We start from the raw sequence: 21,573 nt of genomic DNA on the forward strand, positions 1-21,573 counted from the left end.
TAAGCCTCTGATCGAGCTTGCGTCGTGAAAATGTGCACATTTGGCACGGTGCTTGCTGATCTGATCCCGCACCCCTCGACAGCTCACACGGGATCTTCTCATGCACCCCTTCTCCCGACGCAGCCTCCTGAAGACCGGTGCGGCCTTTGCCGCCACCTTCGCCGCGCCCGCCCTGGTGCGCGCCGCTCCCAAAGAGATCGTGATCGGCGGTCCCGCCGGCGCCGCCAAATATTTCAACTCCGACCTGTTCCCGGTGCTGGAGAAGAAGCTCGACTGCAAGGTGCTCTATGAGGGCACCAACTCGCTGACCAACCTGCAGAAGATGCAGGCCGACAAGGCGAGCCCGAAGATCTCGGTCGTGATCATGGACGATCCGGTGATGCTGCCGGCCTCGGCCGAAGGGCTGATCACCAAGATGTCGGCGTCATCGATCCCCAATCTCGGCAAGCTGGTCGACGGCAGCGTGCACCAGGACGGCATGTGGGCCAACTATCAGAAGCCGTGGGTCGGCATCGCCTATTCGACCAAGCGCATGAAGACGGCACCGAGCAGCTGGGCCGAGCTGTGGGACACGAAATATGATTCCAAGATCGTCATCCCCTCGCTGTCCAACACCGAAGGTTTCTGGACCTTGCTCGCCGCGGCGCATCTCGAGACCGGCAAGCCGTTCAAGGAGGCGCAATACGAGATCGATGCCGCCTTCAAGAAGGTGAAGAGCCTGAAGGTCAACCTGCTGAACGTCTATACCAATGCGCCGCAGGCCATCAATCTGCTGGAGCAGGGCGAGGCCTGGATGATCGGCGGCCAGTTCTCGGCCTACACCTTGATCCGCAAAGCGGACGGCTCGCCGGTCGACCTCGCCGTTCCGAAGGACGGCGGCTTCTCGATGCCGTCGGGCATCGCCAAGGTCAGCGGTGCGCCCGCCGGCGATCTCGCCGACGCCGTGATCGACTTCTATCTCAGCCCGGAGGCGCAGAGCATCCTGGCCAAGACCGCCTTCATCGCGCCGACCAACCAGGCGACGCCGCTGCCTTCAGGCTATCCCGATCCCGCGAGCCTGTTCGCGCCGGACTGGGCCTTCATCGCCAAGAACCGCGCCGGCTGGGTCGATCGCTGGAGCAAGGAGATGACATGAGCGCGGCGCCGCATCTGGTCATCAGCGGAGTCTCCAAGCGCTTTGGCGCGGCGACCGTGCTCGAACGCGTCGATCTCACGATCCTGCGTGGCGAGCTCGTCACGCTGCTCGGCCCGTCCGGCTGCGGCAAGACCACGCTGCTGCGGGCGATCGCGGGTCTCGCGCCGCCCGACACAGGCACGATCCAGCTCGCCGGCCGCGACGTCACGCATGTGCCGCCACACCGGCGCAATGTCGGGGTGGTGTTCCAGAGCTACGCTCTGTTTCCGCATCTCACCGTCGCCGGCAACGTTGCCTTCGGGCTGAAGGTGCGCGGCGCGCCGAAGGCCGAGATCGATCGCGCGGTGGAGCGGGCGCTCGCGCTGGTCAAGCTCGGCCATCTCGCCGGCCGCCGCATCTCGGCGCTATCGGGCGGGCAGCAGCAGCGCGTCGCACTGGCGCGCGCGATCGCGGTCGAGCCCGACGTGCTGCTGTTCGACGAGGCGCTGTCGGCGCTCGATCGCAAGCTGCGCGAGGAGATGCAGGTCGAGCTGCGCCGCCTGCTGCAGGAGGTCAAGGCAACCGCGATCTTCGTCACCCATGACCAGGACGAGGCGCTGACGATGTCCGATCGCGTCGCCGTCATGAACAAGGGCCGGATCGAGCAGCTGGCGGAGCCGCGCGAATTATATGCGCGGCCGGCCAGCCTGTTCGCGCTCAATTTCGTCGGCCTGTCGACGCGCATCGCAGGACAAGTGGTCGGGGCCGGCGACGGCATGGTCGATGTGATCACAGCGGTCGGCCGGCTGTCGGCGCGTGGTGCATTCCAGCCTGGGGCCTCGGTCATCGTGGCGACGCGGCCCGAGCAGCTGCGGCTCGGTGCCGAGGCGGGCGCCAACGCGGCGAGCGGCCGCGTCCGGTCGGTCGTGTTCCAGGGTTCGCGCACGCTCGTCGACATCGATGCCGGCGCCGGCACGAGCCTGCTGGCGGAGCTGTCGGGCCGCGAAGCCGAGCTGCCGCGCGTGCATGACGAGGTCCGCTTCGCCTGGCCCGTGGCCGAGACCTTCGCCTTCGCCGCCGAGGCGTCGCCATGACCGAGGCCGTGCTGTCTGCGCCCTTGACCAAGAGCCCTGCGCCGGATCGCGAGCGCATGCTCGCATTTGGCTTCGTCGCGCCTTCGCTGCTGATCATCGCGCTGGTGTTCGTGCTGCCGCTGGCGCTGCTGCTCGGCGTCAGCGTGCTCGACGGCAAGGGCGGCGTCAGCGCGGCGAACTACACCAGGCTGCTGGGCACGCCGTATTATCTCGGCGTGATCTGGAATTCGCTGCGGCTCGGCCTGCTCACGACCTTGATCGCCTTCGTCGTCTCCTATCCCGCCGCCTTCGCGCTGGCGCGGGCGCGCGGGCTGCTGCGCTCGCTGCTGCTGGCGACATTGTTCCTGCCGCTCGCCGCCTCAGTGATCGTGAAGGCGTTCGCCTGGACCATCCTGTTGCGCAGCGACGGCCTGATCAACACCGTGCTGATCGCGCTTGGGATCATCGAGGATCCGATCCGGATGATCTTCACCCAGACGGCGCTGATCGTCGGCGCCGTCAACATCTTTCTGCCGTTCATGGTGCTGCCGATCTATGCGGTCGTGGCGCAGCTCGATGGCCGTTATGCCGAGGCCGCCGCGACGCTCGGCGCCTCGCCTGTCGTGGTGTTCTTCCGCGTCATCCTGCCGCTGACCTTGCCCGGCATCATTGCCGGCGTCGCGCTGGTGTTCTCGCTGTCGGTGTCGGCCTATGTCGTGCCGACGCTCTTGATCGGCGAGAAATATCCGACGCTCGCCACCACCATCGCCAAGGCCTATCTGCTGGCGCGCGAGCCCGGCTTCGGCGCCGCCGCCGGCGTCGTGCTGCTGGCGATCGCGGTCATCGTCGTTGCGCTCAGCACGCTGTTGTCGCGGGAGCCCAGATGATGACGCGGCTCGCCATCATCGTCTGCTGGGTGCTCGCGATCGGTCTCGCGCTGTTCCTGGTGCTGCCGCTGGCGGTGATCGCCGCCGCCTCGTTCTCGCCGACGCCGGTGTTCGACCTGCCGCTGTCCGGCGCCTCGCTGCGCTGGTATGGCCGCATCGGCCGGCTCGACGGCTTCTGGCCGTCATTGTCGCTCTCGCTGCAGATCGCCGTATTGTCGACGGCGCTCTCGCTGGTCGCCGGCACGCTCGCCGCGATTGCGATCGCGCGCGGCAGGCTGCCGGGTGCGACCGCGCTGGGGACGCTCCTGGTGTCGCCGCTGATGATGCCCGGCCTCGTGCTCGGCATCGCGCTGCTGCAATATTTCAGGATGATCGGCTTCACCGCGACCTGGAGCGCGCTGCTGGTGGCGCATCTCGTGGTCACCTTGCCCTATGTCGCGCGCACCATGATCGCCGGCCTCTCGCGCTTCGACTTCACCTTGATCGAGGCCGCGCGCACGCTCGGCTGCACCTATGCGGGCAGCGTGATCAGGGTGATGGTGCCGGCGCTGGCGCCGTCGTTCCTGATCTCGGGCCTGTTCAGCTTGCTCGCCTCGTTCGACAATTATCCAGTCTCGATCTTCCTGACGGATGTGCGCTCCAAGACGCTGCCGATCCGCATGCTGCAATATATCGAGGAGGCGCCCGATCCGACGCTCGCCGCGCTCTCCACCCTCATTCTCGCCGGCACGCTGGTGCTGCTGCTGATCAGCGATCGTCTGGTCGGCCTGCATCGCATGGCCGGAACCGCGGATTGACGTCATGAGCTCACAACCCGTCTTTCGCCGCGATCTCGTCGGCTATGCCGGCCGCCCGCCGCACCCGCGCTGGCCTGATGACAAGCGCGTCGCGGTGTCGCTGGTGGTGAATTTCGAGGAGGGCTCGGAGTTCTCCGTATCCGACGGTGATGCGAGCAACGAGTCGATCTACGAGGTCGTGCATCGGCTCGATGGTCCCGATCCCTGCATCGACAGCCATTTCGAATATGGCACGCGCGCCGCGTGGTGGCGCATCATGGACCTGTTCGATGCGCATGGCGTCAAGGTCACCGTCAGTGCCTGCGGCCGCGCTGTCGAGCGCTCGCCGGAGCTCGCCCGCGATGCGGTCGCGCGCGGCCACGAGATCTCGGCGCATGGCTGGCGCTGGCAGAGCCATGCCGGCATGGGCGAGACCGAGGAGCGCCGCGTCATCGCGCGCACGGTCGAGACGATCCGGCGCGTCACCGGCAAGCCGCCGCTCGGCTGGCACACGCGCTCGGCGAGTTCGCCGAATACGCGGCGGCTGCTGGTCGAGCAGGGCGGCTTCCTCTACGACAGCGACGCCTACAATGACGACCTGCCTTATTATGTCGACGTCGCCGGCCGGCCGCATCTCGTGCTGCCTTACGCCTTCGACAGCAACGACATGCAATTCTTCAACGGCTCGCGCTTCCGCGGCGCCGACTTCGCCGACTACGTGATCGGTGCGTTCGACTGGCTCGTCCGCGAGGGCGACACGGCACCCAAGATGCTCTCGATCGGGCTGCATCTGCGCATGATCGGACGCCCCGGCCGGATCGGCGCGCTCGACCGCATTCTCGCGTATATCACCGGCAGCGGGGCCGCCTGGATCGCGCCGCGCGCGGACATCGCGCGGCATTGGCTCGCGACGGTGCCGCCGGCGCGCTGAGCCTGGACAGTCCGCCCTGGCAATCGCCGCCGCGCCCGCCTACATCTGCGGTAACATGGCCGATCCCGCAGCGCTGAAATCCTTCATCGACAGCCATAGCCGTATCGTCGTGCTCACCGGAGCCGGCTGCAGCACCAATTCCGGCATTCCCGACTATCGCGACAGCGACGGACAGTGGAAGCGCACGCCGCCGGTCACCATCCAGGCGTTTCTGGGCAGCGAGGACATGCGCCGCCGCTATTGGGCGCGCAGCATGGTCGGCTGGCGCCGCTTCGGCCAGGCCCGGCCCAACGGCGCGCACCATGCGCTGGCACGGCTGGAGGCGCAGGGCCGCTGCTCGCTCCTGGTGACGCAGAACGTCGACCGGCTGCACCAGGCGGCGGGGACCAGCAACGTCATCGACCTGCACGGCCGGCTCGATCGCGTGCGCTGCCTCTGCTGCGGCGCGACGCTCGCGCGTGCGGAGTTCCAGGACGAACTGATCCACGCCAATCCGCACTGGCTGGCGCATGACGCCGCTGCCGCCCCCGATGGCGATGCGGATCTCGACGGCGTCGACTTCACTGCGTTCACGGTGCCCGCGTGCCGGGCGTGCGGCGGCATCCTCAAGCCCGATGTCGTGTTCTTCGGCGAGACCGTGCCGCGCGACATCGTCGCCACCACCCGCGACCATGTCGAGCAGGCCGATGCCATGCTGGTCGTCGGCTCCTCGCTGATGGTCTATTCCGGCTTCCGCTTCGTCCGCGCCGCCGCCGACCGCAACATCCCGATCGCCGCCATCAATCTCGGCCGCACCCGCGCGGACGATCTGCTGTCGCTGAAGCTGGCGGCGCCTTGTGATGAGGCGCTGGCGTTTCTGCTGGAGGGATAGTCTCTCCGCGTCATGGCCGGGCTTGACCCGGCCATCCATCACTCTTCGCAAAGAGATGGATGCCCGGGTCAAGCCCGGGCATGACGACAAACCCGAGGCTGCCTCACCGCGATTGCGGGCGCTCGCGATTCTCGATGCGGTCCTTGTTGTTGACCTGCTCGTCTTCGGGCTTCACCACGTCGATGGTCTTGCCGGACTGATTGCCCGGATTGTAGTGGTACTGCCCTTCCTGCTTCTCGCCGGGCTGCTTCTGGTTCGGATCGACATTGTCGGCCATGGGACTCTCCTGAAAGACGTGTCCCTGCAACAACGGCGCTGCACCAGCCGGGTTCCGCGGCGGCTCGCCGCAGGCGCCCGCGTCATCGCGCGTGCGAGCTGCGGCGCTGCTGTGTGCGCGCCATCACGGCGACCGCGTGCCGCTTTCGACATGATCCCCGCATCGGCTGCACAGTGCGGCCTCGAACATCAGGGGACACGATCATGATTTCCAGCTTGCGCCTGCTCGCCGCCGTCGTCGCGACCGCCGGCCTGCTCGCCTCGGCTCCGGCTTCGCCGGCCAAGGCCGGCTGGGACTGGCTCGGCAACAAGGACTACGTCAGGTGCCTGCAGCTGTTCGCGAACGGCAACTTCCTGATCCCGGCGAACGCCACCCCGGCGCAGCGCGCGGCGAAGCACGAGGCCGGCCGCCGCTACTGCAATCGGCAGTATTACGGCCACGACTGAGCTGGTCCAACCGGTCCACGGTTTTCCGATAGCGCGACCTATGAAGCCGAGCTCTTCGCAACGGGGCAGGACGATGCGAGCGAAGCTCGCGGCTAGTTGCGCGCCCTCCACCGTCGTTCGAGACGCCCGCCTCCGGCGGGCTCCTCAGGACGAGAGCTGCTTCGCGGTGGGATTCTTGACCCTCTCCATGAACACGCTGACTGCGTGTTCATGGTCAATGTGCAGCACGCTCCGTGCTGGAGGCTCATGGTGAGGAGCGCCGGCTTCGGCGCGTTCGGGCGATGCTCTCGCATCGCCCTGAGAACCATGAGGCCCGCTCAGGCGCGCAGCCTCACGCTCCCGTCACGCGCCAGATGCAGTTGCCGACATCATCCGCGACCAGCAGCGACCCATCCGGCCCCAGCGTCACGCCGACCGGGCGGCCGTAGGAAAAGCTCTCGTCGGGCGCCAGGAAGCCGGAGAGGATGTCGCGCGCCGGGCCCGACGGCTTGCCGTTCTGGAACGGGATGAACACCACCTTGTAGCCGGACAGCGTGCTGCGGTTCCACGAGCCGTGCTGGCCGATCACCATGCCATCCGGAAAACCCGGCAGCGTGCCCGCCGGCAGCCAGCATAGGCCGAGCGAGGCGGTGTGGCCGCCGAGCGCGTAGTCCGGCGTCAGCGCGGTCGCCACCAGCGCGGCGTCCTGCGGTACGCGGTCGTCGACCGTCTTGCCCCAGTAGCAATAGGGCCAGCCATAGAAGCCGCCCTCGCGCACCGAGGTCAGATAGTCCGGCGGCGTCTCGTCGCCGAGCCCGTCGCGCTCGTTGACCACGGTCCACAGCACCTTCGTGGTCGGCTCGAACGCCAGCCCCACCGCATTGCGCAGGCCGGCCGCGAAGATGCGCGACGCGCCGCTGGCGATGTCCAGCTCATAGACGCAGGCGCGGCCCTTCTCGACCTCGAACCCCAGCTCGGCGATGTTGGTGAGCGAGCCGACGCCGGCATAGATCTTGGTCCCGTCGGGGCTGACCAGCAGGCTGCGCGTCCAGTGTCCGCCCGGCTTGAAGGTGGTGAGCCGCTTGCCCTGTGCGTTGATGCGCTCGGCGCCATCAGTATAGGGAAACGCGACGACGCCGTCGGTGTTGCCGACATAGAAGGTGTCGCCGACCAGCGCCATGCCGAACGGTTGGCTGAGATTCTCCATGAACGCGTTGCGCTTCTCCGCCGTGCCGTCGCCATCGGCGTCGACCAGCCGGGTGATGCGGTTGGCGCTGACCCCGAGCGCCGCGGCGCGGCGCATCGTCGCCTGCATCGCGTAGCCGAACATGTTGCGCACCGGGCTCGGCACCTGCGTCGACTCGGCGATCAGCACCGACTTGTCCGGCATCGCATAGATCCAGCGCGGATGATCGAGCCCGGTGGCGAACGCATTCACCTTCAGCCCCGCCGCCGCCACCGGCTTCTCGCCGTCGCGCCAGCCGCGCGCCGTCGGCATCTTCAAGGTCGGCAGCATGCCCTGCGGCTTCGCCAGCGGAATCTTCGGCGCCGCGCCCCAGGCCGGCGCCGGCGTCTCCCCCTGCAGCTTGCGCCACTGCAGCGCCGCATTGCCAACCAGCGCGACACCGCGCGCGACGATCGAGGAGAGCGTTGTCATGGGAGTCCTGTGGGGCTTAAGGCAGATGACGTGGTGAGCGGCCATCGGGCGATGGCGGAAAGACCATGCCGTTATGATCTACCACGCCCCACGTGACAACTGCGTGCGCCGCGGATGGGCCCTGCGGAACCCCCGCCTCCCGTGAGGGACGCACGCCGCCAACGCCCCCCTCCCCCACGCCGCAATCGCGCCAGCGTTTGCGGCAAGCGGGGAGGAGGCGGGGGTGGGAGCCACACCGGTGGTGTGCGCCGCTGAATGGCGGCGCGTTCAGGCGATGCTCTCGCGTCGCCTCGAGAACCATGAGGCCAATATCGCGGGCCTCGCCCTTCGAGACGCCCGCCTGCGGCGGCCCTCAGGGCGAGGGGCGAAAGCGTGCTGTGAAGATCGCTGCATCATGCCGGCCCGGCCATTGGCAAAAATTCACTTGCGTATTTTCCGAAATCATGTTCTACTCCGCGCCATCCCGTCCTCATGCAGAGGGGCGTACGCGTCGTCACGATACGTTGAGGCGGGGAGCGGTGGCCGTGGGTTTGTCAGGTGCGCTTGCGCACGACGACTGGCAGCTCGCGGACGTTCAAGCCGTGTGGTCCTGGCGCCCCGACGCTGGCGCCAAGTTCGCGACACGTGAGACGAGTTGCGGATGACGGGGGCAAGAAAGCCGGTCCCCGGGGAGAGCACGGAGCAGACGTTAAACCCATCGCGCAGGGAGGGCCGGGCTGTCCGGCTGACCTGTGGTTCCTGCCCCGTGCAATTTTTCCGCACGGGGGCCACGGGCCTCAGTCGAGGTCCGGCCTTCCCTGCGCCCTCGGCATTTGATGAGGGTCTTGGTGATGATGATCTCGGGTGCAGCGGCGCCGCGGGAGGTTTTGGTGTGTCTGTGGGGATGGGCGGCGAGACGTGGAGGGGGACGCGCGATCTCAGATCTTTGAGTCAATCTGTCGCGCCAACGGCGGTGCGCTCCCTCGCCCCGCTCTTGCGGGGAGAGGGTTGGGGTGAGGGGCAACCGCACGGGCGGTGCATGCATTGGGCACGAACGTGAGAGTCCGATGGAGCTGTCATGTGGCCTCGTATGTGCCGTGCCCCTCACCCGGATTGCTGCGCAATCCGACCTCTCCCCGCAAGGGCGGGGAGAGGTTGCACTGCGCGAGGGGCGAGATGTGGGCTCGAACTGTCAACGTGGCGCCGTCATTGAAAAGCGCTACACTCGTCCGCATACGTGCGGCGTGCGAGAGTCGCCGTGGCGGGGACCAATGAGGGAGGCGGAGTGCGGCATGGTGGGGGTGATCGTTCCAGGCGTGGCAGCGGCCCATGCGTCGCATGTGGCAATCGCGGGTTCATCGATGCCGCACATCGCCTCAGCGGTGCGGCTCGATAGCAGCCGCGGAGCCAACCGATGACCGCGCTCGATCTCGCCGCCTTCACCCAGCATGCGCTGCGCGACAGCGTGCTCAACGAGGTGCATGCGCGTCCCTTCACGCCGCTGACGCAGCCGGTGTCGGTGGTCCGGTTGGCCGTCATGGCCAAGGGCGACAGCGCCGCCGCCGATCGCGACAGTCTCGCGGCGTTCTGTGCCCAGCATGGCGCGCCGCTGCCGGAGCCGGGCATCAAGCACCATCAGGTGGTGATCGGTGCGGCGCGGCTGCGCTGGGAGCAGCATTCGGAGTTCGCCACCTTCACCTGGATCTGGAGCCCGCCGGCCGACGCGCCGCGGCTGCCGTTCGGCGCGATCGCCCCCGAGCTGCAAGCGCTGATTGCGTCGTTGAAGCTCGCCGGCGAGCTGCTGGTCGCGGTCAAGCTCGGCGTCGAGAGCGTCACCGATCCGGTCAAGCGTGCCGAGGCGCTGTTCGACAAGAGCAGCCTGGCGCTGGTGGCGGTGAAGGGCTCGATCGGCGCCGTCGCGTCCGACTTCCGGCTCGACGCCGACGGCTTCACCCGCATCCTGGTCTGCATCGAGGGGCCGACGCCGGAGCGGCTCGGCGCGCTGGTGCAGCGCGTGCTGGAGCTCGAGACCTATCGCACGCTGGCGCTGCTCGGCCTGCCCGCCGCGCTCGAGCTGGCGCCGCAGGTCGACCGCATCGAGCGGCGGCTCAGCGAGGTGCTGGTGGAGATGAAGGGCGCCGAGACGCTCAAGCTCAACAACCATCTGCTCACCGAGCTGACCGAGCTCGCGGCCTCGCTGGAACGCGGCGCCACCGGCACGCTGTTCCGGTTCGGCGCCAGCCGCGCCTATTACGACCTGGTGCAGGCGCGGCTCACCGTGATCGAGGGCGAGCCGATCACGCCGTATTCGAGCTGGTCGTCGTTCCTCGCCCGCCGCATCGCGCCGGCGATGCGCACGCTGAATGCGCTGGAAGGGCGGCAGTCGGAGCTGTCGCGAAAACTCGCGCGCGCCGCCGACCTGCTGCGCACTCGCGTCGACGTCGAGCTGGAGGAGCAGAACCGCGACCTCTTGCGCTCGATGAACGAGCGCACCAAGCTGCAGCTGCGCCTGCAGAGCACGGTCGAAGGCCTGTCGGTGGCCGCGATCGGCTACTACGTCGTCAGCCTGTTCGGCTATCTCGCCAAGGGAGCGCATGATTTCGGCCTGCCGGTCGATCCGACCTTTGCCACCGCCGCCTTCGTGCCGGTCGCGATCGCGCTGATCTGGTTCACCACTCACCAGATCCGCAAGCGGCACCTGAAGGAGGACCACGAGGCGGAAAAGGCGGGCCAGGAGTGAGCGCAGGGCGCTTGCCAGAGGCAGACGGTGCGGCTAAGCGGCGTGCTGGTCATGAAGAGGCGATGAGACGATGAGCGGCACGACGATCGAGGTTCTGGTTCATGCTGATGGTACGGCAACGCGGCAGAAGGTCACGCTGCACCGCCTCGTCATCGCCGGCTGGACCGGGCGCGATCCGGTCGCGCGCGACAAGCATATCGCCGAACTGGAAGAGCTCGGCATTGCCAGGCCCGCGACGACGCCGATCTACTACGAGGTCGCGGCCAGCCGGCTGACGACCGCCGGGACGATCGAGGTCAGCGGCGGAGAGTCCTCAGGCGAAGTCGAGTTCGTGCTGGTGAAATCCGGTGGCCGGCTGCTGGTCGGCGTCGGCTCCGATCATACCGACCGCAAGGTCGAGACCTACAACATCACCGTCTCCAAGCAGATGTGCGACAAGCCGGTGGCGCCCGAGCTGTGGCTGGTCGACGACGTTGCCGCGCATTGGGATCAGCTGATGCTGCGCGCCTATGCGACCATCAACGGCGAGCGCGTGCTGTATCAGGAGGGCGCGCTGAGCGGCATGCTGCCGCCATCCGATCTGATCGCGCGCCGCTACGGCGAGGCCGGCTTGCCCGAGGGCACCGCGATGTTCGGCGGCACCTTCGCGGCCAAGGGGGGCATTCGCCCCGCCGACCGCTTCGACTTCGAGCTGGTCGATCCGGTGCTGAACCGCGTCATCCGCCACGGCTACGCGATCGAGCAGCTCGCGATCGCCGGCTGACTGCTCGCGCGCGATCACGATCGCGTGCGGCTCGACAGCGTTAACGAAGCGCCGCGACGCTGTGTCGCTTCTGTCGCCGTGCATGGCGCCCTGCGCGCAGGCGTTGCGCGCGGCAAGGGCCTGTTAAGCAAGGCGGCCTATGGTGTCCGAGTGTGCCGAAGCGGGACCATGGCCTCGTATCGCGTTCTGGTCCGGCACGCTCATGTCACGACATGAGACGCGATGCGGCTTGTCGATGCTTAACCGATCCCTACCTGTTAGCAGCGGATTCGACGGGTCGGAGGACGAGGGCGATTAACTAGAAGTTTAGGATTGGGTTTGTGCGCGTGAACACCTCCCTTAAGGGTTTGTTCAAATACCCCGGGGTTTGGGAGAGTGCGATGCGCGTCGCGATCGTCCATGATTGGCTTTACGTTCTCGGCGGCGCCGAGAAGGTCCTGCAGGAGATCTTGCGCTGCTATCCCGGCGCCGACGTCTTCACCCTGTTCGACCTGCTTCGTCCCGAGGACCGCGCCAAGCTGGGATTTGCGAAGTCGCAGACCAGCTTCCTGCAGAAGATGCCGGGGCTGCGGAAGTATCACCGCTCCTACCTGCCGCTGATGCCGCTCGCGATCGAGCAGCTCGATCTGTCGAGCTACGATCTCGTCATCTCGAGCAGCTGCGCGGTGGCCAAGGGCGTACTGACCGGGCCGGAGCAGCTGCACATCGCCTATGTGCATTCGCCGATGCGCTACGCCTGGGACCTGCAGCATCAATATCTCGAGGAGAGCGGCTACGCGACCGGCGTCAAGGGCCTGATCGCCCGCACCCTGCTGCACAAGATGCGGATCTGGGACGCGCGCACCGCGCATGGCCCCGACGCCATCTTCACCAACTCGCAATTCGTCGCCCGCCGCATCAAGAAGATCTACGGCCGCGACGCCAAGGTGATCTATCCGCCGGTGACGATCGCGCAGCGCGATGCGATCCTGCCCGTCGCAAATCACTTCCTGGCCGCGAGCCGGCTGGTGCCTTACAAACGCATCGAGCCGATCGTGCGCGCCTTCAACACCATGCCGGACCTCGAACTGGTGGTGGCCGGCGACGGCCCCGAGGCGGCGCGGCTGAAGGCGATCGCGGGGCCGAACGTCAGGTTCGCCGGCTTCGTGCCCGACAGGCAGCTGCGCGACCTCATGACCACCGCGCGCGCCTTCGTGTTCGCGGCGGAAGAGGATTTCGGCATCATCCCGGTCGAGGCGCAGTCGGAAGGCGCGCCGGTGCTGGCGCTCGGCCGCGGCGGGGCGCGCGAATCGATCCTGACGACCGGATCGCGTCCGACCGGCATGTTCTTCGACACGCCCGAGCCCGAGGCGATCGCCGCTTGCGTGCGGTCGTTCGTGGCGAAGGAGAAGTCGATCTCGCGACTCGATTGCCGCCAGCGCGCCAGCTTCTTCTCCGCCGACCGTTTCCGCAGCCAGTTCGTCGCGGCGGTCAACGAGGAGGTCGAGCATTTCCGTGCGGGCCATCAGGGCCGCGCGACCCGTTTGATTGCGTAGTGACGTTATGTGGTGCGAGTGCAGATCATGAGGCAGGCGACGCTCACGGAGGCCTTGTCCGGCTTTGATGCCGTCGCCCGGATCTGGCGCCGCCGCGGCGTGTTCGCGCTCGTCGCCGGCGCGGTTCTCGCTGTCGCGGTGGCAGCGCTGTTGCTGCTGCCGGTGCGCTATCTCGCCACCGCGTCCGTGATCATCGCCGAGCAGGAGCCCGGCGCCAACACGTCCGCGGCGTGGGCGCAGAAGATCGGCGATCCCGCCGACATGGAAAGCCAGCTGCTGGTGATCCGCTCGCCGCGCCTGCTGCGCCAGATCATGTCGGTGCCCGGCGTGGTCGATGCCGTGGTCGGCGAATGCGAGCGTGGTCGGCTGCTGGGCTCGGCGGAGGCCTGCCAGCGCCTCAAGACCGACGTCGGCGCGTTCATCGATCACGTCGACAGCCGCTTCAGCATCGCCTCGGCCGGCCGCTCGCGCGTCATCAACATCTCCTATCAGTCCGGCAGTCCCGAGGTCGCGCAAAAGCTCGCCAACGCGCTGACGCAGACCTTTCTCGAGGATCAGCGCACCGAAGGTGCCAACAGCCGCGAGGTCGCGAGCTCCTGGCTGTGGCAGGAGCTGAAGCAGCTCGACCAGCAGCTGCGCGATGCCGACGACAAGATCCAGAAGTTCCGCCGCACCAAGGGCCTGATGCGCGGTGCCAATGCGCCGATCTCGTCGGAGCGCCTGACCAGCATCGGCCAGCAGCTGTCGCAGGCCGAGGCCGCGCGTGCCGAGGCGGCGGCGCGGCTGCAGGAGATCAAGTCGGAGCAGGAGCGCGGCCCGACCGACGCGCCGTCCGTGCTGCAGAGCCGCACCATCGCCGACCTCAAGCAGCAGCTGACGACCGTGAGCGCGCAGCTCGCCAGTGCCGCCGGCGTACTCGGGCCGAAACATCCGTCGATCCTGGCGCTGACGCGCGAGCAGGCGACGATCCAGCAGCGACTGGTCGACGAGATGCAGACTATCGCGGCCAGCGCGCAGAAGACCTTCGACGCCAACACTGCGCTGGTCAACTCGCTCAAGAAGCAGATGGACACCGCGAAGGCGGAGGCCGGTTCGGCCACGCTGGATGAGGCGTCGATCGAGAGCATGGTGCGCGACACCGAGATCAAGCGTCAGCAATATGCCGAGCTCTACAAGAAGGCGAGCGAGCTCGAGACCGAGCGCCGCGTGCTGCGCGGCAGCACCCGTCTCGTCAGTCTCGCCGAGCTGCCGAGCAGGCCGTTCTTCCCGAAGAAGATCCCGTTCCTCGCCGCGGGCCTGACGCTTGCGATGATCTTCGGCGTCGCCGCCGCGCTGCTCGCCGATCAGTTCGCGCGCTTCAGGCCGGCCGCCGAGGCCGCGCCGGTCGTGACGGAGGCGGTCGTGACCGAGCCGGCGAGTCGTGATGTCGTCGCGCCGGAGATCGACGATGCGCCGGCGAGCGTTCCCGATCTGCCAGTACGGGCCGCACCGCCATCCGCACCCGTCACGCCGCCCTCGCTGCCGGAGCCGAAATCGCATCTCCCAAGTGTCGCCGACGTTTCGATCCTGGCGTGCCTGCCGCGATTGAAGACGCTGCGGCAGATGTCGGCGGTCGGCGCCATTCTGCAGGGCTATCAGCCCCTCGCCATCCCCCACGTCCTGCGCCTGGCATCCGAGGATGCCGAGTTCCAGCACTCGCTGCACGATCTGGTTCACGAACTCGGATTGGATCAATCGGTGCGTCCGCAGCGCATCGCCGTCACCTCGCCCGATCAGGGCGATGGCAAGACGACCACTATTTGCGCGCTGGCCGAGCACCTGGCCGCGGCCGGATCTCGCGTGCTGCTCGTCGAGTGCGACCTCGCGCGCCCGGCCTTTGCGCAGGTGATGAGCTTGGCACCAAACAGGGGCTGGCTGCGCGCACTCGAGAACGGGGCACCGCTGCGTAACGAGGTCGTCGCGACCGAGCATCCGCATCTCGACGTGCTGCCGCTCGGCGCCGCCACCGGTCCGGTCGGCGACATCCTCGAAGCCATCAGTCTCGATGCGCTGTTGTCCGGCCTCGATAATTACGACGTCATCCTGGTGGATACGCCGCTGCCGGCCAAAGACGATTTTCTCGCTGGCATCGACTGGGTCATCGTCTGCGTGCGCAGCGACCGCTCGCTGATCGAGCCCGCCGTCGCGACCGTCAACCGCAGCCGGGCGCTCGGCGCGGGTGACGTCGGCATCGTCGTGACGATGACCGAGCCGGAGCGGCGCATGTCGCCGCGGCCGGCGTCGGCTGCCGCCTATGCCGAGGCCGGATGATGTCGCGCGAGCGGGTCCTGTTCGTTGACCATACCGGACAGATCGGCGGCGCCGAGCTGATCCTCATGGATGTCGTGCAGGGCCGCAGCGAGTCCACCGCGTTCCTGTTCGACCAGGGGCCGCTGGCCAAGGCGCTGTCCGATCGCGGGCCGTCGGTGATCACCTCGCGCTGGGGAATCGGCCTGTCGCGATTCCGACGTGACAGCTCCTGGCTCAAGGCGTTGCCGTTGGCCGGTGGGTTGGCCGCGATCATTGCCGAGCTTGCTCATGTCGCGCGCCGGCATGACGTTGTCTATGCCAACTCGCAGAAGGCGTTCGTGCTGTCGGCGATCGCCAACATCGTCGCGTGCAAGCCGCTGATCTGGCATCTGCACGACATTATCAGCCCGGCGCATTTCGGCGCGCTGCAGCGGCGCCTGCAGGTCGGTCTGGCCAATCGCTTCGCCGCAAAAGTCATCGTGCCGTCCGAGGCCGCGGCCGCGGCGTTCATCGCAGCCGGCGGCCGCCGCGCCCTGGTCGAAGTCGTGCCCAATGGCCTTGCCGTCGAGCCCTTGCCCATGTCGCGGCAGGAGCTGAGGCAGCGGCTCGGCCTGCCGCCCGGTCCGCTCGTCGGCGTGTTCAGCCGGCTCGCACGCTGGAAGGGCCAGCACATCCTGATCGAGGCGCTCGCTAAGCTGCCGGGCGCGCATTGCATCATCGTCGGCGATGCGCTGTTCGGTGAGCAGGACTACGCGGCCGAGCTCAGGAAGCAGGTCGGCGAACTCGGCCTCGGCGATCGCGTGCACTTCCTCGGCCATCGCAGCGACGTGCCGCTGCTGATGCAGTCGGTCGATGCGATGGTGCATCCGTCGATCGATCCGGAGCCGTTCGGCCGTACCCTGGTGGAAGCGATGCTGGCCGGCGTGCCGGTGATCGCGACTGACGCGGGCGCCGCGCCCGACATTCTCGAGCATGGCCGCGCCGGCATGCTTGTGCCGCCCGGCGATGCGCGCGCTCTGGCGGAAGCCCTGGACGCCGTGCTGGCGGAGCCCGAGATCCTCAAGCCGCAGCTCGACTACGCTTCGCGCCGGGCCCGCACCCACTACAGCCTCGCGCGCATGCTCGATTCGATCGGGCTCCTGATCCGCAATGTGCGTCCGGGAGCCGCGGTGTGAGCACGATCCTTACATCGGCCCCGGCCGAGCGGGACTGGCAGGTCCCCGGCTGGGCGGCTGCGATCCTGGTGCTGGTCGGAACGGCGGCCGCCGCCAGCATCCTCGGCGGCGCTTCGCGTGCGCTGTTCGTGCTCGGCTGCGGCGGCGCCGGCTGGTACGCATGGCGGCAGGGACCGACGGTGCATCTGCAGGCCGCCCTTATCCTGTTCAGCTTCGCCCCGTTCGTACGCCGTATCGTCGATCTCTCGGCCGGATATGATCAGCTCGGCCTGATGCTGATCGGCCCGCTATTCGCAATTCTCGCACCCGTGCTGTCGTTGCCGCAGCTGCTCGCGCAGCGGCAAGTCCCCGCGCGGTGGCTCTGGCCGCTCGGCATCGTCGCGGCCAGCGTGGTCTATGCCGGCCTGCTGTCGCTGGCGCAGGCGGACTGGACCAATGCCGCGTCGGGTCCGTTGAAATGGCTGGCGCCGCTGCTCTATGCCGCCGTGCTGATGCTGAGCGCCGACCGGCGCGAACTGATCGACGCAGCCACCTCGGCCTTCGTCGTCATCCTTCCAATCACCGGCCTGTACGCGATCTACCAATATGTCGATCCGCCGGATTGGGATCGCTACTGGATGGAGTTCGCGCCGATCATCTCGATCGGTCAGCCCGTTCCCTATGGCGTGCGCTCGTTTAGCACGATGAATGCGCCGGCCGCCTATGCGACCTTCACTGCGGCCGGCCTCCTGCTCATCGCGTTCGGCCGCCGCTCCTGGCCGGCGCTGCTGCTGGCCCTCCCGGCGGGGTTGGGATTTCTGCTGTCGATGTATCGCACGGCGTGGATCTCGCTCGCGGTCGGTCTCCTGTTCTGCCTGTTGTTCTCGCAGACGCGCCGCCGTGCCGGCCTGATCCTGGTCGGCCTCGCCGTTGCCGTGGTGCTGGCCGCGACCTTGACGCCGTTCGGTGACGTGGTTGCCGACCGTCTGTCCTCCTTGAGCGAGGGCACCAAGGACGGCAGCGCGCAGGAACGCCTGCAGGAATTCGTGACGTTATGGAATCTGCCGGACAGCTCGCTGTTCGGCACCGGCTTCACCATCACCGATGTCGGCGCCGCCGGCGCGATGCCGGTCGATGGCATGATCATCGCCTGCTGGCTGATCATGGGTATCGTCGTCGGCGGGTTCTGCCTGGCCGGGTTGCTCTGGGCGATCGGCAATGCGCTGGCCTCGGCCTGGTCCGACCAATCTCCGGAAGCCGTGATCGTCGGCGCGCTGGCGCTCGGCGCTCTGATGCAGCTGCCGCTCGCCAACATCACGTCGGGCGAGAACGGCTTCCTGTTCTGGACATTTGCGGCCCTCCTGGTGCCGCCGGCGACCTGGGAGGAGGCGACGTGAGCGCCTCGGGCCATTCGCTGAAGCGCTTCAGTGCGCTGCTGATCAGCGGCGCGCTGGCGAGCAAGCTGCTCGGCTTCGCGCGCGAGGTGCTGATGGCCCATGTGCTCGGCGCCACGCTCGTCGCGGACGGCTTCCGCGCTGCCATGGCCGCCGTGCTGATCCCGCTCGCCTTCCTGCAGAACGAAAGCGTGCCGGCGATCATGATCCCGATGCATCGCGAGGCGCTGCAGCGGACCGATGCGGCGAGAAGCCTGGGCGCGCTGACGATCGTGATCGGCGCGGTGTCGACTGCGGTCATGGCCGTGATCCTGCTACTCGGCGAGATCTGGGTCAACGCGGTCGTCGGCGGCTTCTCGGCCGAGGGTCGCGAGCTCACCCTGCATTTCGTGCGGATGATGTCGCTGGCGATGCCGGCCTCCGCGGTGCTCAACGTGCTGGCCGCCGGCGAGATCGCGCTCGGCCGCACCCGTCTGACCAACATTCGCGCCAGCCTGCTGAACGTGGCGGTGATCGGCGGCATCGGCCTGCTGGTGCTGACGGGCGACGCCTATATGCTCGCCTGCGCCTTCACCGTCGCGTTCAACGGCCTCGCGGCCTGGGGCCTGTTCTCGCTGTGGCGCGAGCGGCTGCTGAGCTTCTCGGGCCTCACTCTCGGCATGGTGGTCGACAAGGGCATCGAGTTCTTCCGCCGGCTGCGGGTGCTGCTGGCCTTGCCGCTTGCCGAACAGGGCAACGTCTGGATCGAGCGCTTCACCGCGTCGCGGCTGACGACCGGCGCGGTGGCATCGCTGGACTACGCGCGATCGCTGACGGAAAGCGCGCTGCTGCTGATCAGCCAGCCGCTCGGCATGGCGGTGCTGTCGCAGCACGCGCCGAGCGATCCGCGCGCGCAGACCGAGGCGCTGCTGCGGCCGCTGCTGGCGCTGACCTTGCCGGCGTCCGCCTTCCTGCTGGTGTTCTCGACCGACATCGTGCGCCTGATCTATTTCCGCGGTGCCTTCGGCGACGAGGCGCTGCTCCTGACCTCGCATGCCCTGAAGGGCATCGCCTGCGGCGTCTGGGCGGCGACGCTCGGCTGGATCCTGATCCGCCTGCTCAACGGCGCCGGCCGCAACGGAGTCGCGGCGCTGATCATCGTCTCGGCCTATCTGGCCAATATGGGCTTCAATCTGCTGCTGCCGCTGTTCGATCCGTCGCCGGCCGCCGGCATGCAGTTGCTCGGGGTGGGCGAGGCGATCCGCAGCCTGGTGCTGCTGCTCGGCGTCGTGTTCGTGCTTGGCGATGCGCGCAAGCTGCTGCTCGTGATCGGCCTCGCGATGTTGCCGACTGCGCTGATGGCGGTGCTCGGCATGATGATCCAGAACGCCGTGCCGGGCCTGTTGCCGCGCCTGTTCGCCGGCGGCGTCGCGTATCTGGCCTGCCTGTCGCTCGCGATCGGCATCCTGCTGCCGACCATGGTGGGCACGGCGTTCCGGCACCTCCGTCGTACGTTCAAGATGAAGGGAGAGCTGAGTTGACCATGTTGGCCCTCGCCGCAGCCAAGGCCCTGACGGCCTCGAGCGCATTCGTCCTTCCGCTGGCCAAGGCCGCCGATCGCGTGCTCGGTCCGCGCGGTTGCTGCCTGACCTTCCACCGCACCGCGCCCGCGGAGCAGTGGGAACGCCTGCCGAATCGCGACTTCTATGTCGATGCCGATTTCCTCGATCGCTTCCTCGGCTACGTTCTGCAGCAGGGCTGGGATGTCGTCACGATCGAGGAGGCGCTGCGCCGCGCCGCGAGCGACGAGCCGGGCGGCCGCTACGTGAACTTCTCGATCGACGACTGCTATCGCGACACGTTCGAGGTGCTGGTGCCGGTGTTCCGCCGCCACAACGTGCCGGTGACGCTGTTCGTGACCACGGGCATTCCCGACGGCACCTTGCCGTTGTGGGCCGCCGGACTGGAAGACGCGTTGCTGAACCGGGATCATGTCTGGCTCGACAGCGAACACGTCTCACTGTCGAGCCCTGAGCAGCGCCGCGCGGTGTTTGCGGAGGTCGCGACGCGTTGGGATGGTCCGCAAGCCGGCGGTCGCTATGCTTCCTTCTGTGCCGCCAACGAGATCGACATCGAGGCGATGCATTGGAAGCACGCGATCTCCTGGGACATGCTCGACGCGCTCGTGCGCGACCCGCTGGTGGAGATCGGCGCGCACACGGTCTCGCACGCCCGCATCTCGTCGCTGTCGCCCGAGGAAGCGCTGAAGGAATTGGCCGATGCGCGCCTTCGCCTGAACGCGCAGCTCGGCATCGACGTCAAGCACTTCGCCTTCCCCTATGGCCGCGCGGCGGATTGCGGCCCGCGCGATTTCGCGCTGGCGCGGCAGGCGGGATTTGCCAGCGCCGCGACCACGCGCAAGGGTCTCGTCCACGCCGGCCAGGATGCGTTCTCGATTCCGCGCAACACCATGAATGGCGCCCACCGCAGCCTGGCTGCGATGGAGCTGCACTTGACCGGTCTCAGCGGGACCGCAGCCAGGATGATGGGCCGTGTCTAGCCGCCGCTTGCGGATCGTCTCGATTGCGCATCCTGCGACCAGCAGCGAAGCCGGCCGGCTGCGCTATCGCTATCTCGCGTCACGGCCGGACGTCGATCTTCACCTGGTGATCCCCGAGGTCTGGAAGGAGTTTGGCCGCACCATCAAGGCTGCCCCAAGCGACGACGGCTTCCCGATCCATCGCCTGCCGATCCGGCTGCCGGAGGCCGGGCCGATGAAGTGGTATCTGCATTTCTATCCGGCGCTCCGACGCCTGCTGCGCGAGCTCGATCCCGATGTCATCCATCTCTGGGAGGAGCCGTGGAGCGTCGTGGCGCTGCAGGCGCAGCTGTTGCGCGGCCGCGCGGCGCTGGTGCTGGAGGTCGACCAGAACATCTTGAAGCGGCTGCCGCCGCCGTTCGAGGCGATCCGCAAATTCGTTCTCGCCAGGACGGATCATGTCCTGTCGCGCAGCCCCGACGCGACCGCGGTCGTGCGTGCGCGCGGTTACGCCGGCCCGGTGACGCCGATCGGCTATGGCGTCGACCTCGTGACCTTCACGACCGCCGATGCGCCGTCGACCCCGAGCGCGGATGCGCCACTGCGGCTCGGCTATGTCGGTCGTCTGGTGGTCGAGAAGGGGCTCGATGATGCGCTGGATGCGCTCGCGCGCAGCGACGCTGCGGCGACACTGAGCATCATGGGTGAAGGCCCGCACGAGGCGCATTTGCGCCGGCGGGTGGAGGAGCTGGGGCTTCATGGCCGCGTCGATATCCGCGGCTGGGACGCCCCGGCGGCCGTGGCCGCGTTCCTGCGCAGCCTGGATGCGCTGGTGCTGCTGACGCGAACCACGAGCGCGGTGCGCGAGCAGTTCGGGCGCGTGATCATCGAGGCGCAGGCGTGCGGCATTCCGGTGATCGGCTCGACCTGCGGCGCCATTCCGGATGTCGTGGGCGAGGGCGGCTGGATCGTGCCGGAGCAGGATCCAGACCGGTTGCGTCAGCTGCTCGACGAACTCGGCGCGGATCGGTCTGCGTTGACGGCGCGATCGCAGGCCGCGCGGGCCAATGTGCTTCGGCGCTTCACCTACGAGGCCGTCGCGGGTGCCATCGAAACCGCGTGCCGGGCCGCCCAGCAGTCGCGCTCCGCATCCCGCAGCATCCGCACGCAGCCGCTGCGGGCGAACTGAT

The 21,573-nt window shown here is 67.9% G+C and carries 18 protein-coding genes; 16 read left to right on the forward strand and 2 right to left on the reverse strand.

Annotated features, from left to right (window positions below; genetic code table 11):
- Nucleotides 1–100 precede the first annotated feature (100 nt).
- From ACQR07_RS29415 to ACQR07_RS29440, 6 genes are read left to right on the forward strand one after another with little or no spacing between them, the layout of a single operon-like run.
- On the forward strand, nucleotides 101–1,135 hold the full coding sequence (locus ACQR07_RS29415; protein WP_434905577.1) for an extracellular solute-binding protein: 1,035 nt from the start codon (nucleotides 101–103) through the stop codon (nucleotides 1,133–1,135).
- Nucleotides 1,132–2,208 (forward strand): ABC transporter ATP-binding protein, encoded by a 1,077-nt coding sequence (locus ACQR07_RS29420; RefSeq protein ID WP_434905578.1) that lies wholly within the window; start codon nucleotides 1,132–1,134, stop codon nucleotides 2,206–2,208. The genes ACQR07_RS29415 and ACQR07_RS29420 overlap by 4 nt, the downstream gene beginning before the upstream one ends.
- Complete coding sequence (locus ACQR07_RS29425; RefSeq protein ID WP_434905579.1) at nucleotides 2,205–3,074, forward strand: ABC transporter permease; 870 nt, start codon at nucleotides 2,205–2,207, stop codon at nucleotides 3,072–3,074. The genes ACQR07_RS29420 and ACQR07_RS29425 overlap by 4 nt, the downstream gene beginning before the upstream one ends.
- On the forward strand, nucleotides 3,071–3,871 hold the full coding sequence (locus ACQR07_RS29430; RefSeq protein ID WP_434905580.1) for an ABC transporter permease: 801 nt from the start codon (nucleotides 3,071–3,073) through the stop codon (nucleotides 3,869–3,871). Before ACQR07_RS29425 ends, ACQR07_RS29430 begins: the two co-directional genes overlap by 4 nt.
- A 4-nt stretch (nucleotides 3,872–3,875) precedes the next feature.
- Nucleotides 3,876–4,781, forward strand: a complete 906-nt coding sequence (locus ACQR07_RS29435; RefSeq protein WP_434905581.1) for a polysaccharide deacetylase family protein — start codon at nucleotides 3,876–3,878, stop codon at nucleotides 4,779–4,781.
- 55 nt (nucleotides 4,782–4,836) lie between these two features.
- Nucleotides 4,837–5,652, forward strand: a complete 816-nt coding sequence (locus ACQR07_RS29440; RefSeq protein WP_434905582.1) for an NAD-dependent protein deacetylase — start codon at nucleotides 4,837–4,839, stop codon at nucleotides 5,650–5,652.
- A gap of 103 nt (nucleotides 5,653–5,755) precedes the next feature.
- On the opposite strand, the gene ACQR07_RS29445 is transcribed toward ACQR07_RS29440, so the two are convergent.
- A complete protein-coding gene (locus ACQR07_RS29445; protein ID WP_434905583.1) occupies nucleotides 5,756–5,929 on the reverse strand; it encodes a hypothetical protein in 174 nt (57 codons plus the stop codon).
- Between the two features lie 203 nt (nucleotides 5,930–6,132).
- Here ACQR07_RS29445 and ACQR07_RS29450 point away from each other — a divergent pair, with 203 nt between their 5' ends.
- Entirely contained in the window at nucleotides 6,133–6,375 is a 243-nt protein-coding gene (locus ACQR07_RS29450) for a hypothetical protein (RefSeq protein ID WP_434905584.1), read from the forward strand.
- Between the two features lie 331 nt (nucleotides 6,376–6,706).
- On the opposite strand, the gene ACQR07_RS29455 is transcribed toward ACQR07_RS29450, so the two are convergent.
- The gene (locus ACQR07_RS29455) at nucleotides 6,707–8,011 is read right to left on the reverse strand and encodes a PQQ-dependent sugar dehydrogenase (protein WP_434905585.1); all 1,305 of its coding nucleotides are present in this window, start codon (nucleotides 8,009–8,011) and stop codon (nucleotides 6,707–6,709) included.
- A 1,393-nt stretch (nucleotides 8,012–9,404) separates the two neighbouring features.
- Between ACQR07_RS29455 and ACQR07_RS29460 the strand changes: the two genes are divergently transcribed.
- The 9 genes from ACQR07_RS29460 (at nucleotide 9,405) to ACQR07_RS29500 (ending at nucleotide 21,572) form a co-directional block, all read left to right on the forward strand.
- Nucleotides 9,405–10,730, forward strand: coding sequence for a DUF3422 domain-containing protein (locus ACQR07_RS29460; RefSeq protein ID WP_434905586.1), 1,326 nt, complete (start codon nucleotides 9,405–9,407; stop codon nucleotides 10,728–10,730).
- A gap of 70 nt (nucleotides 10,731–10,800) precedes the next feature.
- Nucleotides 10,801–11,493, forward strand: coding sequence for a DUF2848 domain-containing protein (locus ACQR07_RS29465; RefSeq protein ID WP_434905587.1), 693 nt, complete (start codon nucleotides 10,801–10,803; stop codon nucleotides 11,491–11,493).
- A 380-nt stretch (nucleotides 11,494–11,873) separates the two neighbouring features.
- Nucleotides 11,874–13,028, forward strand: a complete 1,155-nt coding sequence (locus tag ACQR07_RS29470; protein ID WP_434905588.1) for a glycosyltransferase — start codon at nucleotides 11,874–11,876, stop codon at nucleotides 13,026–13,028.
- A 27-nt stretch (nucleotides 13,029–13,055) separates the two neighbouring features.
- Nucleotides 13,056–15,338 (forward strand): exopolysaccharide transport family protein, encoded by a 2,283-nt coding sequence (locus ACQR07_RS29475; RefSeq protein ID WP_434905589.1) that lies wholly within the window; start codon nucleotides 13,056–13,058, stop codon nucleotides 15,336–15,338.
- Entirely contained in the window at nucleotides 15,335–16,492 is a 1,158-nt protein-coding gene (locus ACQR07_RS29480; protein WP_434905590.1) for a glycosyltransferase family 4 protein, read from the forward strand. Before ACQR07_RS29475 ends, ACQR07_RS29480 begins: the two co-directional genes overlap by 4 nt.
- A complete protein-coding gene (locus ACQR07_RS29485) occupies nucleotides 16,489–17,868 on the forward strand; it encodes an O-antigen ligase family protein (RefSeq protein ID WP_434905591.1) in 1,380 nt (459 codons plus the stop codon). The genes ACQR07_RS29480 and ACQR07_RS29485 overlap by 4 nt, the downstream gene beginning before the upstream one ends.
- Nucleotides 17,865–19,385: a lipid II flippase MurJ gene (locus ACQR07_RS29490; RefSeq protein WP_434905592.1), complete on the forward strand. Its 1,521-nt coding sequence runs from the start codon at nucleotides 17,865–17,867 to the stop codon at nucleotides 19,383–19,385. Before ACQR07_RS29485 ends, ACQR07_RS29490 begins: the two co-directional genes overlap by 4 nt.
- Nucleotides 19,382–20,404 (forward strand): polysaccharide deacetylase family protein, encoded by a 1,023-nt coding sequence (locus ACQR07_RS29495; protein WP_434905593.1) that lies wholly within the window; start codon nucleotides 19,382–19,384, stop codon nucleotides 20,402–20,404. Before ACQR07_RS29490 ends, ACQR07_RS29495 begins: the two co-directional genes overlap by 4 nt.
- Nucleotides 20,397–21,572: a glycosyltransferase gene (locus tag ACQR07_RS29500; protein ID WP_434905594.1), complete on the forward strand. Its 1,176-nt coding sequence runs from the start codon at nucleotides 20,397–20,399 to the stop codon at nucleotides 21,570–21,572. The genes ACQR07_RS29495 and ACQR07_RS29500 overlap by 8 nt, the downstream gene beginning before the upstream one ends.
- Nucleotide 21,573 lies beyond the last annotated feature (1 nt).

The organism is Bradyrhizobium sp. HKCCYLS20291 (assembly GCF_051167715.1).
Taxonomy (GTDB): domain Bacteria; phylum Pseudomonadota; class Alphaproteobacteria; order Rhizobiales; family Xanthobacteraceae; genus Bradyrhizobium.

Bases quoted from the DNA above. Each gene is read 5' to 3' on its own strand.
- ACQR07_RS29415 (WP_434905577.1), top strand. From the start codon at position 101: ATGCACCCCTTCTCCCGACGCAGCCTCCTGAAGACCGGTGCGGCCTTT.
- ACQR07_RS29420 (WP_434905578.1), top strand. From the start codon at position 1,132: ATGAGCGCGGCGCCGCATCTGGTCATCAGCGGAGTCTCCAAGCGCTTT.
- ACQR07_RS29425 (WP_434905579.1), top strand. From the start codon at position 2,205: ATGACCGAGGCCGTGCTGTCTGCGCCCTTGACCAAGAGCCCTGCGCCG.
- ACQR07_RS29430 (WP_434905580.1), top strand. From the start codon at position 3,071: ATGATGACGCGGCTCGCCATCATCGTCTGCTGGGTGCTCGCGATCGGT.
- ACQR07_RS29435 (WP_434905581.1), top strand. From the start codon at position 3,876: ATGAGCTCACAACCCGTCTTTCGCCGCGATCTCGTCGGCTATGCCGGC.
- ACQR07_RS29440 (WP_434905582.1), top strand. From the start codon at position 4,837: ATGGCCGATCCCGCAGCGCTGAAATCCTTCATCGACAGCCATAGCCGT.
- ACQR07_RS29445 (WP_434905583.1), bottom strand. From the start codon at position 5,929: ATGGCCGACAATGTCGATCCGAACCAGAAGCAGCCCGGCGAGAAGCAG.
- ACQR07_RS29450 (WP_434905584.1), top strand. From the start codon at position 6,133: ATGATTTCCAGCTTGCGCCTGCTCGCCGCCGTCGTCGCGACCGCCGGC.
- ACQR07_RS29455 (WP_434905585.1), bottom strand. From the start codon at position 8,011: ATGACAACGCTCTCCTCGATCGTCGCGCGCGGTGTCGCGCTGGTTGGC.
- ACQR07_RS29460 (WP_434905586.1), top strand. From the start codon at position 9,405: ATGACCGCGCTCGATCTCGCCGCCTTCACCCAGCATGCGCTGCGCGAC.
- ACQR07_RS29465 (WP_434905587.1), top strand. From the start codon at position 10,801: ATGAGCGGCACGACGATCGAGGTTCTGGTTCATGCTGATGGTACGGCA.
- ACQR07_RS29470 (WP_434905588.1), top strand. From the start codon at position 11,874: ATGCGCGTCGCGATCGTCCATGATTGGCTTTACGTTCTCGGCGGCGCC.
- ACQR07_RS29475 (WP_434905589.1), top strand. From the start codon at position 13,056: ATGAGGCAGGCGACGCTCACGGAGGCCTTGTCCGGCTTTGATGCCGTC.
- ACQR07_RS29480 (WP_434905590.1), top strand. From the start codon at position 15,335: ATGATGTCGCGCGAGCGGGTCCTGTTCGTTGACCATACCGGACAGATC.